Source organism: Lysobacter enzymogenes (genome assembly GCF_900106525.1).
Taxonomy (GTDB): Bacteria; Pseudomonadota; Gammaproteobacteria; order Xanthomonadales; family Xanthomonadaceae; genus Lysobacter; species Lysobacter enzymogenes.
The window spans coordinates 465,516-480,199 of sequence record NZ_FNOG01000001.1 but is presented as its reverse complement, the minus strand read 5'-3'; the positions used below and the strand labels follow the sequence as shown (position 1 = coordinate 480,199).

Sequence of the window (14,684 nt, the reverse complement as noted above, 5' to 3'; positions counted from 1 at the left end):
GCAGCGGCGCACGACCGGCCGCAGGCTCATTCTGCAGGCTTCATTCTCAAGGGGACTTCATGCACTCACTCGCTAGCCGCGCTCTCGCGGCCGGTATCGCTTTGTCTCTGGCCGGCACCGCCCAGGCCGAAATCGTCGTCAGCCAGATCTACGCCGGCGCCGGGTCGGTCTCGGCTTCGCCCTATCGCAGCAACTACGTCGAACTGCACAACACCGGCGACCAGCCGGTGTCGCTGGACGGTTGGTCGCTGCAGTACAACCCGTCCGCCACCGCCAACAACTGGCAGCGTTCCTCGCTGAGCGGCAGCATTCCCGCCGGCGGCTATTTCCTCATCGCCACCGGCAGCCCCACCAGCGGCCTCGCGGCGCTGCCGACGCCCGATCTGCAATTGGGGCTGAGCCTGTTGGCCAGCACCGGCCGCCTGGCCGTGGTCAGCGAAAACCGCACGCTCAGCGGCCAATGCCCGGCCGGCGCGCGCGATCGCGTGATCTACGGCAGCGCCGTGCGTTGCAGCAGCGCCGCGGCGCTCGCGGCGCCGGGACGCGACGCGCTGCTGCGCGGTCAGGAAGGCTGCTTCGACAGCGGCACCGACTCGGCCGACTTCAGCGTCGGCGCGCCTGCGCCGCGCAATTCGAAATCGCCGGCGAAGCCGTGCGTCGCGTTGCCGCCGCTCACGCTGAGCGTGGCCGACATCGCCAAAGTCGAAGGCGACAGCGGCCGCAGCGCATTCGTTTTCACGATCAAGCTCAACCGCCCCGCGCCGGCCGGCGGCGTGACGTGGCGCGCCAACACCAACCCCGGCAGCGCGAGTGCGGGCCAGGACTTCGATGCGATCGCGCCGGTCAACGGCACCATTCCCGCGGGTGCGAGCTCCGCCGCGTTCGTCGTGCAGGTGATCGGCGACCGCGTCGTCGAAGCCGACGAGACCTTCGAACTGCACGTGCAGGCGCTGACGCCGGGAGTGCTGACCGACGCCGACGGCGTGCTCAAGGCCACCGCCACCATCCTCAACGACGATTACCCGATCGTGCCGATCGGCGCGGTGCAGGGTCGCGGCGCGCAATCGCCGCTGCTCGGCCAGCTCGCGTCGGTGCAGGGCACGGTCACCGCCGTCGCCGCCGACGGCTTGTTCGTGCAGAACGGCGCCGGCGAGGCCGATGCCGATCCGGCCACCTCCGACGCGCTGTTCGTGCTGACCGGCCAGGCCGGCGATGCGTCGTTGATCGGCCAGCGCGTGCGCGTGTCGGGCACGGTGCTCGAATACGCGTCCGACCCGACCACGCCGACCGCCACGCTGACCGCGATCGGCGGCACGCCGGACATCCAGGTGCTCGGCGCCGGCAGCCTGCCGATGCTGCAGACGTTGTGGGGCCTGGCGCCGGACGCGGCGCAGGAGCTGGAACGTTTCGAAGCCATGCGGATCCGACTCGGCGGCGATCTGCGCGTGGTCGGCCCCACCGGCGGCCGCCGGGTTCCCGGCCAGGACACCACGATCAGCGACGGCACCTTCCAGGTCGTGTTCGCGCCGCCGGTGTCGCCGCAGCCGGCGCGTCCGCAGCGCGAACCGGGCCTGCGCGTGCGTCCGCAGAATCAGGGCGATTCGGCCAACGGGCCGTTGTTGCCGCTGTGGGACGGCAATCCGGAAGTGATCGCGATCGACAGCTCGGCCTCGGGCTCCGGCCCGCTGCAAGTCGCCGGCGACGCGCGGATGCGCGATGCCGGCGGCGTGCTGAGCGTGCGCAACGGCCGCTACACCTTGCTGATGAGCAGCGAAGGCAAGCCGCTGCTGACCGCGCCCGGGATGACGCCGCGCAGCGCCGACGACGACCGCGACAGCGCAACCAGCACGACGATGCCGCTGCCGCCGTTGCCGGCCGATCGCGCGCTCAGCATCGCCTACTACGATCTGGAGCGGATGTTCGATATCCAGGACGATCCGCGCTACGCCGACGAGGTGATCACCGTCGCCGCGTACGAGCGCAATCTGCGCAAGGCCGCGCTCGGCATCCGCCGCTCGCTCGGCGCGCCGGACGTGGTCGCGCTGGGCGGCGTGGAAAACGCGCAAGTGCTGCAGAACCTGTCGATGCGCATCGACGCCGACGCCGACGAAGCCCACGAGCCGCGGCCGCAGTATCAGTTCGCGTTGTTCGAAGGCCGCGATCCGCGCGGACTCAATCTGGCCTATCTGTACAAGACGGCATCGGCGCAGGGCGGCGGTTTCCCGCGCCTGAGCGATGTGCGGGTGCAGCCGATCGGCGCCGACGCCACCTGGGACGGGCCCGGCCCGCTGTACCGGCGCGCGCCGCTGGCGCTGGACGCGACCGTCCACCTCGGCGACGGCAGCGTCGCGCCGTTGAGCGCGGTGCTGGTCGGCCTGGACGGCCGCGCCGACAGCGAAGGCCCATCGCCGGACGTCGAAATCGTGCGCATTCGACGCCAGCGTCAGGCCGAGTTCCTCGCCGGTTACGTCAATCAACGTCAGAACCAGAGCGTGGACGGGATCAAGCCGCCGCTGCTGGTGCTCGGCGATTTCGACAACTTCGCTTTCAGCGATGGCTATGTCGACACGGTCAATGTCGTCGCCGGCACGCCGGGCGACGACATGGCGACCTCGGTGCACGACGGCCAGGACTGGGTGCAGCCCGACCTGATCCAGGCCGACAGCATGATCGAGCCACAGCGCCGCTATTCCTCGCTCGACCAAGGCAATGCGCAAAGCACCCGGCATGCGCTGCTCAGCGAGGAATTCGTGCTCGCCAGCGAACAGCTGCGGGTGCAGCGCGCGCGCATCAACGCCGATTTCCCGGCGATCCTGCACGACGATGCGAGCACGCCGGCGCGCGCGGCGAGCAGCGACCCGCTGCGCATCGCCTGGGTGCCGCGGCGGCGCGCCGACCTGTCGTTGCAGGTCGACGCGGACGGCGCGGCCTCGGTGGCGCTGGGCGAACGTCTGCGCTATCGCGCGTGGCTGCGCAACAACGGCCCGCAAGCCGCGAACGCGGTCGGCGTCGCCTTCGCATCGGCGACGGGCGACGGCGATCTGGAGGTGACGCCGCCGTCGTCCGACTGGACCTGCGCGGCGCCGACGGTCAGCGACAACGCCACCACGGTGACCTGCTCCGCGGCGAGTCTGCCGATCAACGCCGGCTATCCGTTCCAGATCGCCTCGGCCACCTACGCCGGCATGGTCGGCCTGTCGATACCGCTGGCCGCCTCGGCGAGCGCGCAGTCCTACGATCCCACGCCCGGCGACAGCCGCGCGGTCGGCTCGCTGTGGGTGACGCCGCCGCCGGAGCAGCCCGGCACGGGCGGCGCGCCGACGCCGTGACCCTGAGCGCGATCGCCTGATCGCCCGCCCGGCCCCGGCCTCCCGCCGGGGCCGGCGCGGGTTCGGCGTTGGCCCGGCAGGCACGGCTCGCGGCGCCTGTTCAGCCGCGCAACGCGCTGATAATCACGGCGATTTCGCCAAGGTCATCACATTGCAATCCCGCCTCGGCACTCTTGGGGCACAATCGTCTACCTGCCGAAGGGGTTCGGCAGGTACTCAATACGGGGAGCAACATGGACAAGTTACGGGGCCGCCTGCTGGCGGTATCGGTGTTGGCTTTCGCCGTCGCCGGTTCGGCGCAGGCGCAGGTCGTGATCAGCCAGGCCTACGGAGGCGGCGGCAACAGCGGCGCCACGTTGAAGAGCGACTTCATCGAGTTGCACAACAACGGCTCGACCGCGGTCGACCTGAGCAACTGGAGCGTGCAGTACAACTCCGCCGCGGGCACCGGCAACTGGCAGCGCACCGCGCTCACCGGCACGATCGCGCCGGGCGGCTACTTCCTGATCAAGCAGGCCGATGGCGCCGGCGGCACCGCGGCGCTGCCGACGCCGGACGTCGTCGGCACGATCAACATGGGCGGCACCGGTTTCCGCATCGCCCTGGTCAACAACACCAACACCGCGCTGCTGACCGGCGCCTGCCCGCTGTCCGCGGCGGTCGTCGATTTCCTCGGCGCCGCCTCGTCGGCGTGCTCGGAAGGCACCACCTCGGCGGCGCCGTCGAACACCGCCGCGGTGATCCGCAACAACGGCGGCTGCGCCGACACCGACAACAACGCCGCCGACTTCAGCGTCGGCCCGCCGACGCCGCGCAACAGCGCCAGCAGCGCCAACGCCTGCGGCGCGCCGACCCTGCCCAGCCTCACCATCGCCGGCGTCGACAAGCTCGAAGGCAACAGCGGCACCACGCCGTTCGCCTTCACCCTGACCCTGAGCGAACCGGCCGGCGCCGGCGGCGTCAGCTGGACCGCCTCCACCGTCGACGGCACCGCCGCCGCCGGCAGCGACTTCGTCGCCCTGACCAACGCGGCCGGCTCCATCGCAGCGGGCCAGACCAGCGCGACGGTCGTGGTCAACGTCAACGGCGACACCGATCCGGAAGCCTTCGAAACCTTCAAGCTGCGCATCGCCAACATCGTCGGCGCGCGCATGTCGGCGCCGGAAGCCAGCGCGACCATCGTCGACGACGATACGCCGGCGGTGCCGATCCACGACATCCAGGGCAACGGCGCGACCTCGCCGCTGGTCAACCAGATCGTCACCACCGAAGGCGTGGTCACCGGCCGCAAGACCAACGGCTTCTACCTGCAGACCACCGACGCCGAAGCCGACGCCGATCCGGCGACCTCCGAAGGCATGTACGTGTTCACCAGCACCGCGCCGACCGTCGCCACCGGCGACCGCGTGCGCGTGTCGGGCACCGTCACCGAGTACGTTCCGGCCGGCGTCGGCCAGCTGCCGCTGACCGAACTGACCCGCGCCAGCTACGCCAAGATCGGCACCGCCGCGCTGCCGGTGCCGGTGGTGCTGCCGGTGGTGTTGCCGACCTCGCCGCTGGACGCGCTGGAACGCTTCGAGAACATGCGCGTGGCGATCCAGAGCTTCAAGGTGACCGCGCCGACCAAGGGCAGCACCGACGAGCCCAGCGCCACCGGCACCAGCAACGGCATCTTCTACGGCGTGATCGGCGATGTGCCGCGTCCGTTCCGCGAACCGGGCATCCAGCCGGGCGACAACCCGCCGGCCGGCAGCATTCCGCCGATCCCGCGCTGGGATGGCAATCCGGAACTGATGACCGTCGACAGCAAGGCGCTCGGCGCGCCGCGGCTCGACGTCGCCACCGGTTCGGTGATCACCGGCATGACCGGCCCGCTGGACTACGGCTTCCGCCGCTACACCCTGCTGATCGATCCGACCGCCGCGGTCGTCGTCACCCCGGGCCCGCAGCCGCGTCCGGCGGTGGAAACCGTCGATCCCAACGCCGTCTCGGTGGCCGCCTACAACATGGAGCGGTTCTTCGACACGGTGCGCAACTCCGGCGACGACGCGGTGCTGACCCAGGCCGCCTACACCAAGCGCAAGCAGAAGGCGTCGCTGGGCATCCGCGATTATCTGAAGCTGCCCGACATCCTCGGCACGGTGGAAATGGAGAACCTGGCGACGCTGCAGGACATCGCCAACACCGTCAACAACGACACCGTCGCCGCCGGCCAGCCGAATCCGAACTACGTCGCCTACCTGCAGGAAGGCAACGACATCGGCGGCATCGACGTGGGCTATCTGATCAAGACCGCCGAGGTCGCGCCGGGCAAGCCGCGCGTGCAGGTGACCGCGGTGGCGCAGATCGGCAAGGACGAGACCTGGGTGCAGCCCGACGGCACCTCGGCCAAGCTCAACGACCGTCCGCCGCTGGCGCTGGACGCGGTGGTGAACTACGCCGACGGCCGCAGCTTCCCGATCAGCGTGGTGCTGGTGCACCAGCGCTCGCTCAGCGGCGCCGAAGAGGCCACCGACAACGGCAACCGCGTGCGCCTCAAGCGCCAGCGCCAGGCCGAATCGCTGGCGACTTACCTCAACGGGCGTCAGACCAGCAACCCGGCCACGCGCCTGATCGTGCTCGGCGACTTCAACGCCTTCGAGTTCAACGACGGTCTGGTCGACGTGATGGGCACCGTGGCCGGCACGCCGAGCCCGGACGACGCCACTGCGGTGACCGGCGACGGCGCCGATCTGGTCAATCCCGACCTGATCAACCTGGCCAGCATCTCCGAGCCGAGCGAGCGCTACTCGTTCGTGTTCGACGGCCACGCGCAGAGCCTTGACCACGTGCTGGTCAACGAAGAGATGGTGGTCAACACCGCCTCGATCCACATGGCCCACGCGCGCATCAACGCCGACTACCCGGAGACCAACCGCAACCTGGCCGACTCGCCTTCGCGCCTGTCCGACCACGACCCGGTGGTGGCCTACCTGGTGCCGCGCGAAGTCGCCGACCTGGGCGTGACCGCGGCCGCCAACGCCGCCTCGGTGGAAGTCGGCCAGAGCCTGGCCTACACCGCGACCGCGACCAACAACGGCCCCGGCCGCGCCGACGCGGTCGGCGTGGGCTTCGCCCTCGACGCCGAACTGCCGGCGCTGAGCGTGACCCAGCCGGCCGGCTGGAACTGCGATGCGCCGCAGGTGAGCACCGGCAAGACCTCGGTGGCCTGCCACACCGCCGTGCTGGCCAACGGCGCCAGCGCCAGCTTCGCGCTGAGCGCCGTCGCCGGCGCCGACCTGGCCGGCAAGACGGTCAAGCTGGCCGTGGCCGGCAGCACCGACTCGCTGGACAAGGTCGCCGGCAACGACAGCGCCGAGGCCTCCATCGCGGTGACCGCGGCGAGCAACGTCACCCCGATCGCCGACCGCCAGATGCTGATCGTCGACGGCGCCGCCAACGAAGCCAAGGTGTTCCGCATCGAGGTTCCGCAAGGCACCCGCGCCCTGCGCGTCATCACCCAGGGCGGCACCGGCGATGTGTCGCTGTACATCAAGCGCGGTTCGCCGGCGAGCGCGTCCAACTACGACCAGCGTTCGGTCCGCGCCGGCAACAACGAGTCGGTGACCGCGGTCGCGCCGGCCGCCGGCACCTGGTACATCACCGTGTTGGGCGGCGCCACCGCGTTCGCCCGCGTGGGCGTGTCGCCGACCCTGGTTCCCTGATCCACCGCTAGCAGCGACACCCAAGACCCCGGCTTCGGCCGGGGTCTTTTTTTGTCCGGACCGCGCAGTCCGCGCCGGAACCGTCGACGGTATCGATATCCATACGTCGCCGTGCTGACGACGAATGCACACACGCGGACAAGCCGTCGCGCGCGTTCGGCACGCCCGAGCGCGCACGCCGCGATGAACAGGCGTCCGCCGCTGGCGAAACTTTGTCCACCCGCCAACCCGCCGCACAATCCGAAAACTCCGCGCCGGCGGGGATTTAGCGCGCGATCGCGCGATCGCGGCCGCGCGCCCGAACCGCTCCAGCGCGCACACTTTCGCGGCGACGCATAGCGTGTTTCGCCCGCCAATGCATGCCGCAGCGCGCAACGGCGCTTAACACCGCTTTCGGTATCATCCGCGCCAGACGCAGCGCCCCCCATGTTGGATCGCGGGGGCGCCGCGGCTTTAGCCCGGCCCGGAACCTCCGTCGCTTTCCGACGGTCTCCGGACCCAGCCGTCTGAAGCTGACCAGCGCGCCCGGCACTGGATCCGGGACCGGAACGATTCGGACCTCATCCCCACCCGTGAGGACCTTCTCCCGATGACCGTCGCCGCGACGTTCGAAATCGAGTATCTCCAATACCTCGGCCCCGACGGCAAGCCCGTCGCCGAGATCCCGGCCGCGTTCAAGGACGCCAACACCCTGCTGCCGCTGTTCAAGCAGATGCTGTTCGTGCGCACCTTCGACAGCAAGGCCATCGCCTTGCAGCGCACCGGCAAGCTCGGCACCTATGCCGCCTGTCTGGGCCACGAGGCCACCCATGTCGGCATCGGCGCGTCGATGAAGCCCGACGACGTGTTCGCGCCGAGCTATCGCGAATACGGCGCGCAGTTCATGCGCGGCGTGCAACCGCGCGAAGTGCTGCTGTACTGGGGCGGCGACGAGCGCGGCAACGACTTCGCCGGCCCGCGCAAGGACTTCGCCTGGTCGGTGCCGATCTCGACCCAATGCCTGCACGCCGCCGGCGCCGCGCTCGCGTTCAAGCTGCGCAAGGAAAGCAACCTCGCCGTGGCCTGCTGCGGCGACGGCGGTTCGTCCAAGACCGACTTCTACGCCGCGCTCAATTCCGCCGGCGCTTACCAACTGCCGCTGATCCTGTGCGTGATCAACAACGGCTGGGCGATCTCGGTGCCGCGCAAGGCGCAGACCGGCGCCAAGACGCTGGCGCAAAAGGGCCTGGCCGGCGGCCTGCACTGCCTGCAGGTGGACGGCAACGACCTGATCGCCGTGCTCGAAGGCATGCGCCGCGCGGCGGAACTGGCGCGCAGCGGCGAAGGCGGCAGCGTGATCGAGTTCATGACCTATCGCCTGCACGACCACACCACCGCCGACGACGCGCGCCGCTACCGCGACGACGCCGAGGTCAAGGACGCGTGGACGCGCGATCCGGTGCCGCGCCTGCGCACCTACCTCACCGACCAGGGCGTGTGGAACGACGAACTGGAAAAGGCCTGGATCGAAGAGTGCGGCAAGAAGGTCGACGTCGAGATCAACGCCTACCTGGAAACGCCGGTGCAGCCGGTCGAAGCCATGTTCGACTTCCTCTACGCCGACATGCCGGCCGACCTCGCCGCGCAACGCGAGCAGGCGCTGCAGGAGAACCGCCGATGAACGCCGCCACGCAGAGCAAGATCGACACCGCGCAGGCCGCTGCCACGCCGGCCGCGATCACCCTGATCGAAGCGATCACCCAGGCGCTGGCCTTTGAAATGCGCAACGACCCGAGCGTGCTGGTGCTCGGCGAGGACGTCGGCGTCAACGGCGGCGTGTTCCGCGCCACCGCCGGCCTGCAGCAGATCTTCGGGCCCGAGCGCGTGCTCGACACGCCGCTGGACGAAACCACCATCGCCGGCCTCAGCGTCGGCCTGGCCGCGCAGGGCATGAAGCCGGTGGCCGAAGCGCAGTTCGACGGCTTCGTCTATCCGATGCTCGATCATCTGATTTGCCACGCCGCGCGCCTGCGCCACCGCACCCGCGGCCGCCTGACCTGCCCGCTGGTGCTGCGCGTGCCGTGGGGCGGCGGCATCCGCGCGCCGGAACACCACAGCGAAGCCAACGAATCGCTGTTCACCAACGTGCCGGGCCTGCGCGTGGTGCTGCCGTCGTCGCCGGCGCGCGCCTACGGTCTGTTGCTCGCCGCGATCCGCGATCCGGACCCGGTGATCTTCTACGAGCCCAAGCGCATCTATCGCCAGTACAAGGAAATCGTCGCCGACGACGGCGAGGCGCTGCCGCTGGACGTGTGCTACGTGCTGCGCGACGGCAGCGACATCACCCTGGTCAGCTGGGGCGCGCAGGTCAAGGAAGCGCTGGAAGCCGCCGACAAGCTCGCCGGCGAAGGCATCAGCGCCGAGGTGATCGACGTGGCCACGCTCAAGCCGCTGGACTTCGCCACCATCGCAGAATCGGTGGCCAAGACCGGCCGCTGCGTGATCGTGCACGAGGCGCCGAAGACCGCCGGTTTCGGCGCCGAGATCGCCGCGCGCCTGGCCGAGGAGTCGATGTACGACCTGCTCGCGCCGGTCGAGCGCGTCACCGGCTTCGACACGCACATCCCGCTGTTCCGCCTGGAAATGAAGTACCTGCCCAGCGTCGACAAGATCGTCGCCGCGGCCAAGCGCACGCTCGGCCACGGCTGATCGATGCGCCGCGCCCGGGTCATCGCGCCGCACCGCGCGCCGGATCGCCCCGCGATCCGGATCGTGCGCGGCGACGCCTTGACCCTGGGCGAGCGCGATGTCGACTGGCCGCAGTTCGTGTGGGCGGTGCAGACAGACGGGCTCGGCGGCTGGGCGCCGGCGTCGCTGTTCGACGCGCAACGCGGCCCGGCCGTCGCACGGGCGGATTACGACACGCGCGAACTCGACGCCGATGCGGGCCAGCTCCTGCATCTGCGCGAGGAACGTTCGCAGTGGTGGTGGGCGCGCGATGCGCGCGGCCGCGAAGGCTGGATTCCGGCGCGCGCGCTGGAACTGCTGGACTGAGCCGCCTGCGCCACCGACTTTCCAGAATCCAACATTCAAGAATCTTTAGGGACGACCGGCAATGAGCGATACCAAGACCTTCCTGCTTCCCGACCTCGGCGAAGGCCTGCCCGACGCGACCATCGTCGAATGGGCGGTCAAGGTCGGCGACACCATCCGCCTCGACGACACCCTGGTGTCGATGGAAACCGCCAAGGCGGTGGTCGAAGTGCCCTCGCCCGTGTCGGGCAAGGTGCTCAAGCTCGCCGGCGGCGCGGGCGATGTGATCGTCACCGGCACCATGCTGGCCGAGTTCGAGATCGATCCGAACATGCCGCAGCGCGCGGACGGCCAGGACACCGGCCACCATCACGGCGGCGGCCACGCCGCGCCGGCCGCGCCCGCACCGGCGAAATCCGAAGAAGCGCCGGCCAAGGCCGAAGGCGGCGAACGCGCCGACAGCGGCACCGTGGTCGGTGCGATGCAGTCCTCCGACGCCGTGCGCAGCGAGCAAGCCGTCGCGGTCGGCGGCGTCAAGGCGATGCCCGCGGTACGCGCGCTGGCGCGCAAGCTCGGCGTCGACCTGAGCCGCGTGCGCGCCACCGGCGCCGACGGCACGGTCAGCAGCGACGACGTCAAGCGCGCCGCGGCCGATGGTTCGGCCAAGGTCGGCTCGGCGCCGGCCGCCGCGGTCGCGCCGCGCGCCGCTGCGGTGGCCGAAGCGCCCGCCCCAGCCGCTGCGCCCACGCGCAGCACGCTGTCGCAGTCGGGCCGGCCGATGCGCACCCAGCCGCCGGGCGCGGCCGTCACCGGCCAGCCGGAGCAGCTCAAGGGCGTGCGCCGCAACATGGCGCGGGTGATGGCCGACGCGCACAGCAAGGTCGTGCCGACCACCCTCGCCGACGACGCCGACATCCACGCCTGGCTGCCGGGCAACGACATCACCGGCCGCCTGGTGCGCGCGATCGTGGTCGCGTGCAAGACCGTGCCGGCGCTCAACGCCTGGTTCGACGGCGACAAGCTCACCCGCACCCTGCATCCGCAGGTCGACATCGGCATCGCCGTGGACACCGACGACGGCCTGTTCGTGCCGGCGCTGCGCAACGCCGACGTGCTCGACGCGCGCGGCGTGCGCGAGGCGATCAACCGCCTGCGCGTGCAGGTCGAAGACCGCAGCATTCCGGCCTCGGAACTGACCGGCTACACCATCTCGCTGTCGAACTTCGGCATGTTCGCCGGCCGCTACGCCACGCCGGTGGTGGTGCCGCCGACGGTGGCGATCGTCGCCGCCGGCAAGGGCCGCCACCAGGTGACGCCGGTGATGGGCGGGTTCGAATCGCACAAGGTCATTCCGTTGTCGCTGACGTTCGACCATCGCGCCTGCACGGGCGGCGAGGCGGCGCGGTTCTTGAAGGCGATGATCGACGATCTGGCTCGGGCTAGCTGAGGGGGGCGGTCGGCCCTCATCCGGCCCTTCGGGCCACCTTCTCCCGCAAGCGGGAGAAGGAACAGCGCGCAGCGCCGCTGCTTGAGCCCCTCTCCCGCTAGCGGGAGAGGGGTTGGGGTGAGGGATTCCCCAACCGCGACCGCCATCACGGCGGTTTTTTCTTGCCGATCAAAGAATAAAAAATTCCGCCAGGAAGACGACAGGGAATATCGCTAGCGTGGCGCATGCGACTCCGGCGCCCGCCAGCCCGCGCCCTCTCAACCGGGCCGGCGCGGCGCCGGAGCGCTTCGCCCGGCTCCGCCGGCGCGGATGCCGCTCCATCGTCACGAGGAATCGTCATGAACCACCGCTCACGCCGCGCGCTCGCGCTGGCGTCGCTCGCCGCCGGCGTCCTGGCCGCCGGCGCCGCCCAGGCCGCGCCGGACTTCCAGATGCCGTTCGCCTGCAACAACGTCTGGGTCGCCAACACCTGGGACGGCCACAGCCCCGCCAACTCGGTCGACATGAACCGCCCGGCCGGCGGCGGCGCCACCGCCGGCGCCACCGTGGTCGCCTCCGCCGCGGGCACCGTGCAGACCTCGATGTACTCCACCACCACCGGCTACGGCCACTACGTGGTCATCGACCACGGCGGCGGCTGGAAGACCCTGCACGCGCACCTGCAATCGCGCGCGGTCGCGGCCGGCGACAAGGTCAAGCAGGGCCAGAAGATCGGCCTGGTCGGCAACTCCAGCGCCAAGTACGACCTCGCCCCGCACCTGCACTACGAACAGATCTACAACGGCGCGGTGCAGAAGGCGAAGTGGAACGGCGTGGCGCTGAGGTACTTCGAGAAGAAGAACTACACCAGCAAGAACAGCTGCGGCGCCAGCAGCGGCGGCGCGCCGGGCACGGTCGGCACCAGCGGGTCGGCGCTCAACGTGCGTTCCGGCCCGGGCACCAGCTACAGCGTGGTCGACACGCTCGCCAACGGCAGCGCGGTGACCATCCGTTGCCAGAAGAGCGGCGAAACCATCACCGGCACCTACGGCACCAGCAACCTTTGGAACAACGTCGGCGCCGCCGGAACCAACAAGTACATCCCCGACGCCTACACCCAGACCGGCTCCGACTCTCGCGTCGCGCCGGACTGCTGAGCGCTGCGGCGCATGCACCGACAAGACGCGCCGCAGCGCGCCGGTGCCGACGCCGCGAACCGACACGCAAACGCAACGCAACAGCCCCACCCGCCTCGGCACCCACGTAACCGGGGCCTCTACGCACCAACCCCATCACGCACACGAGGTTTCCGCCATGCCGATTCCGCACTCCACGCCGCGCCGCCGCGCGCCGCGCATCGTTCCGCTCCTGGCGCTGCTGGGCATCGGCCTGTGCGCCAGCGCCGCGCACGCCGCGCGCCCGAATTTCCAGATGCCGTTCGCCTGCAACCAGACCTGGTACGGCGACACCTACCCCGGCCACGGCCTGCGCTACGCGGTCGATCTCAACCACAAGCCGCGCCCGCTCAGCGACGCCGACCTGGGTTCGCCGATCGTCGCTTCCGCCGCCGGCAAGGCCGCCACCTACAACCCGCATCCGGGCACCGGTTACGGCAAGCTGGTGGTGATCGACCACGGCGGCGGCTGGACCACCTGGTACGCGCACCTGGACAGCATCGCCATCGCCAACGGCGCCAACGTCGCGCAAGGCCAGAAGATCGGCACGCTCGGCAAGACCACGCGCCCGGGCAACAGCATCTCCGCGCATCTGCACTACGAACAGCGGCTCAACAACGACGACCAGAAGATCGTCTGGAACGGCTCGACCATCGTCTACGACCAGTACGAAGTCGCCTACAAGAGCCGCAACAACTGTGGCACCGCGCCCGGCGGCGTCGCCGGCACCGTGCGCACCAGCGGCGCGGCGCTCAACGTGCGCTCCGGCCCGGGCACCACGTATTCGGTGGTCGACTCGCTCGCCAACGGCAGCGCGGTGACGATCCGCTGCCAGAAGACCGGCGAGACCATCACCGGCACCTACGGCACCAGCAACATCTGGAACAACGTCGGCGCCGCCGGAACCAACAAGTACATCCCCGACGCCTACACCTTCACCGGTTCCGACTCCCGGGTCGCGCCGGACTGCTGATCGCCGCCACCGTTGCACCGAGCTCGCGGCGGCCTCCGCCGCCGCGAGACCGCCGGGCCCGCGCAGGAGACACGCATGAAGAACCCATTGCAATTCGCCAGCGCCCTGCTCGCCGCCGCCGTGTTCGGCGGCATCGTCGGCAGCTCGCTCACCCGCGCCTCGGTCGCGCCGCAGGCCGCGTCCGCGCATCCGCGCAACGCCTCCGCGCGCGCGACGCCGGCGATCGCCGCGCAACGCGGCGCCGATCTGGCCGCCTACACCTATCCCGCGCGCGGCGGCGACAGCTTCGACCGCAACATCCAGCGCGCGCGCCGCGACCCGGCGTACTTGCGCGAACTGCTCGGCAACTACCGCTTCGAAACCGAACTCGACCGCCGCGGCGCCCTGCTCGCGGTGCTGCAGGGCGTGGCCAACCAGGACGTGCTGCGCGCCGGCCGCGAGCTGGCCGACAGCGGCGATCCGCGCCAGCGCCAGCTCGGCCTGGACCTGCTCAAGGCCTTCCCGCTGGACGTGGCCGAAGTGCGCGAACTGCTGCAGCGGCAACTGCAGGACGAGCGCGACCCGGCCATGCTCAAGCAACTGGTCGACATGCTCGCGCCGACCGTGATCGCCAGCGAAGACGCCGCGCCCGTGCTCAACCGCCTAGACGCGCTGCGCCGCCATCCCGACCCTTCGGTCCGCGCCAGCAGCGTGTTGCAGTCGGTGCAGTGGAACAAGGCCGGCGACAACGAGGACATCCTGCACCGCGCCATCCTCGATACCGATGCGTCGGTGCGCCAGGCCGCCATCGCCGGCATCAACGCCAGCGGCGCGCGCTCCGACCGGCTCAAGGACGCCCTGCTCGCGCTCGCCGCCGATCCGCGCAGCGACGGCGAAACCCGCAACGCCGCGGTGTTCGCGCTGCAGAATTTCGCCATGAACCGCGCCGAATACGCGCTGTATCGCCAGGCTGCCGAGCGCGCGGTCGACGGCGACGGTCACGAACGCGAGTATCCGGCGCGCTGAACGCGCGTTTCGTCACTACCGCCGCGGGCGCGGACGCGGCAGTCTGGTCGCCCGACCGCA

General features: G+C 70.5%; 9 protein-coding genes. All 9 read left to right on the top strand.

Annotation, left to right across the window (positions count from 1 at the left end; all coding sequences use genetic code 11):
- Nucleotides 1-59: 59 nt before the first annotated feature.
- Nucleotides 60-3,329 carry a lamin tail domain-containing protein gene (locus BLU84_RS02065; RefSeq protein ID WP_083382251.1) on the top strand — a complete coding sequence of 1,090 codons (3,270 nt, stop codon included), beginning with the start codon at nt 60-62 and terminating at the stop codon, nt 3,327-3,329.
- A 233-nt stretch (nt 3,330-3,562) separates the two neighbouring features.
- Entirely contained in the window at nt 3,563-7,033 is a 3,471-nt protein-coding gene (locus tag BLU84_RS02060; RefSeq protein ID WP_074862245.1) for a lamin tail domain-containing protein, read from the top strand.
- Between the two features lie 589 nt (nt 7,034-7,622).
- A complete protein-coding gene (pdhA, locus tag BLU84_RS02055) occupies nt 7,623-8,693 on the top strand; it encodes a pyruvate dehydrogenase (acetyl-transferring) E1 component subunit alpha (protein ID WP_074862242.1) in 1,071 nt (356 codons plus the stop codon).
- A complete protein-coding gene (locus BLU84_RS02050) occupies nt 8,690-9,721 on the top strand; it encodes an alpha-ketoacid dehydrogenase subunit beta (protein ID WP_074862239.1) in 1,032 nt (343 codons plus the stop codon). The genes pdhA and BLU84_RS02050 overlap by 4 nt, the downstream gene beginning before the upstream one ends.
- A gap of 3 nt (nt 9,722-9,724) precedes the next feature.
- The gene (locus BLU84_RS02045) at nt 9,725-10,066 is read left to right on the top strand and encodes an SH3 domain-containing protein (protein ID WP_074862236.1); all 342 of its coding nucleotides are present in this window, start codon (nt 9,725-9,727) and stop codon (nt 10,064-10,066) included.
- Nucleotides 10,067-10,127: 61 nt separating this feature from the next.
- Nucleotides 10,128-11,492: a dihydrolipoamide acetyltransferase family protein gene (locus BLU84_RS02040; protein WP_074862233.1), complete on the top strand. Its 1,365-nt coding sequence runs from the start codon at nt 10,128-10,130 to the stop codon at nt 11,490-11,492.
- Nucleotides 11,493-11,830: 338 nt separating this feature from the next.
- Nucleotides 11,831-12,628, top strand: coding sequence for a M23 family metallopeptidase (locus BLU84_RS02035; protein WP_074862230.1), 798 nt, complete (start codon nt 11,831-11,833; stop codon nt 12,626-12,628).
- Nucleotides 12,629-12,785: 157 nt separating this feature from the next.
- The gene (locus BLU84_RS02030; RefSeq protein WP_074862227.1) at nt 12,786-13,619 is read left to right on the top strand and encodes a M23 family metallopeptidase; all 834 of its coding nucleotides are present in this window, start codon (nt 12,786-12,788) and stop codon (nt 13,617-13,619) included.
- A 75-nt stretch (nt 13,620-13,694) separates the two neighbouring features.
- A complete protein-coding gene (locus BLU84_RS02025) occupies nt 13,695-14,624 on the top strand; it encodes a HEAT repeat domain-containing protein (protein WP_083382250.1) in 930 nt (309 codons plus the stop codon).
- Nucleotides 14,625-14,684: the final 60 nt, after the last annotated feature.

Bases quoted from the DNA above. Each gene is read 5' to 3' on its own strand.
- BLU84_RS02065 (WP_083382251.1), top strand. From the start codon at position 60: ATGCACTCACTCGCTAGCCGCGCTCTCGCGGCCGGTATCGCTTTGTCT.
- pdhA (WP_074862242.1), top strand. From the start codon at position 7,623: ATGACCGTCGCCGCGACGTTCGAAATCGAGTATCTCCAATACCTCGGC.
- BLU84_RS02050 (WP_074862239.1), top strand. From the start codon at position 8,690: ATGAACGCCGCCACGCAGAGCAAGATCGACACCGCGCAGGCCGCTGCC.
- BLU84_RS02035 (WP_074862230.1), top strand. From the start codon at position 11,831: ATGAACCACCGCTCACGCCGCGCGCTCGCGCTGGCGTCGCTCGCCGCC.
- BLU84_RS02045 (WP_074862236.1), top strand. From the start codon at position 9,725: ATGCGCCGCGCCCGGGTCATCGCGCCGCACCGCGCGCCGGATCGCCCC.
- BLU84_RS02060 (WP_074862245.1), top strand. From the start codon at position 3,563: ATGGACAAGTTACGGGGCCGCCTGCTGGCGGTATCGGTGTTGGCTTTC.
- BLU84_RS02040 (WP_074862233.1), top strand. From the start codon at position 10,128: ATGAGCGATACCAAGACCTTCCTGCTTCCCGACCTCGGCGAAGGCCTG.
- BLU84_RS02030 (WP_074862227.1), top strand. From the start codon at position 12,786: ATGCCGATTCCGCACTCCACGCCGCGCCGCCGCGCGCCGCGCATCGTT.
- BLU84_RS02025 (WP_083382250.1), top strand. From the start codon at position 13,695: ATGAAGAACCCATTGCAATTCGCCAGCGCCCTGCTCGCCGCCGCCGTG.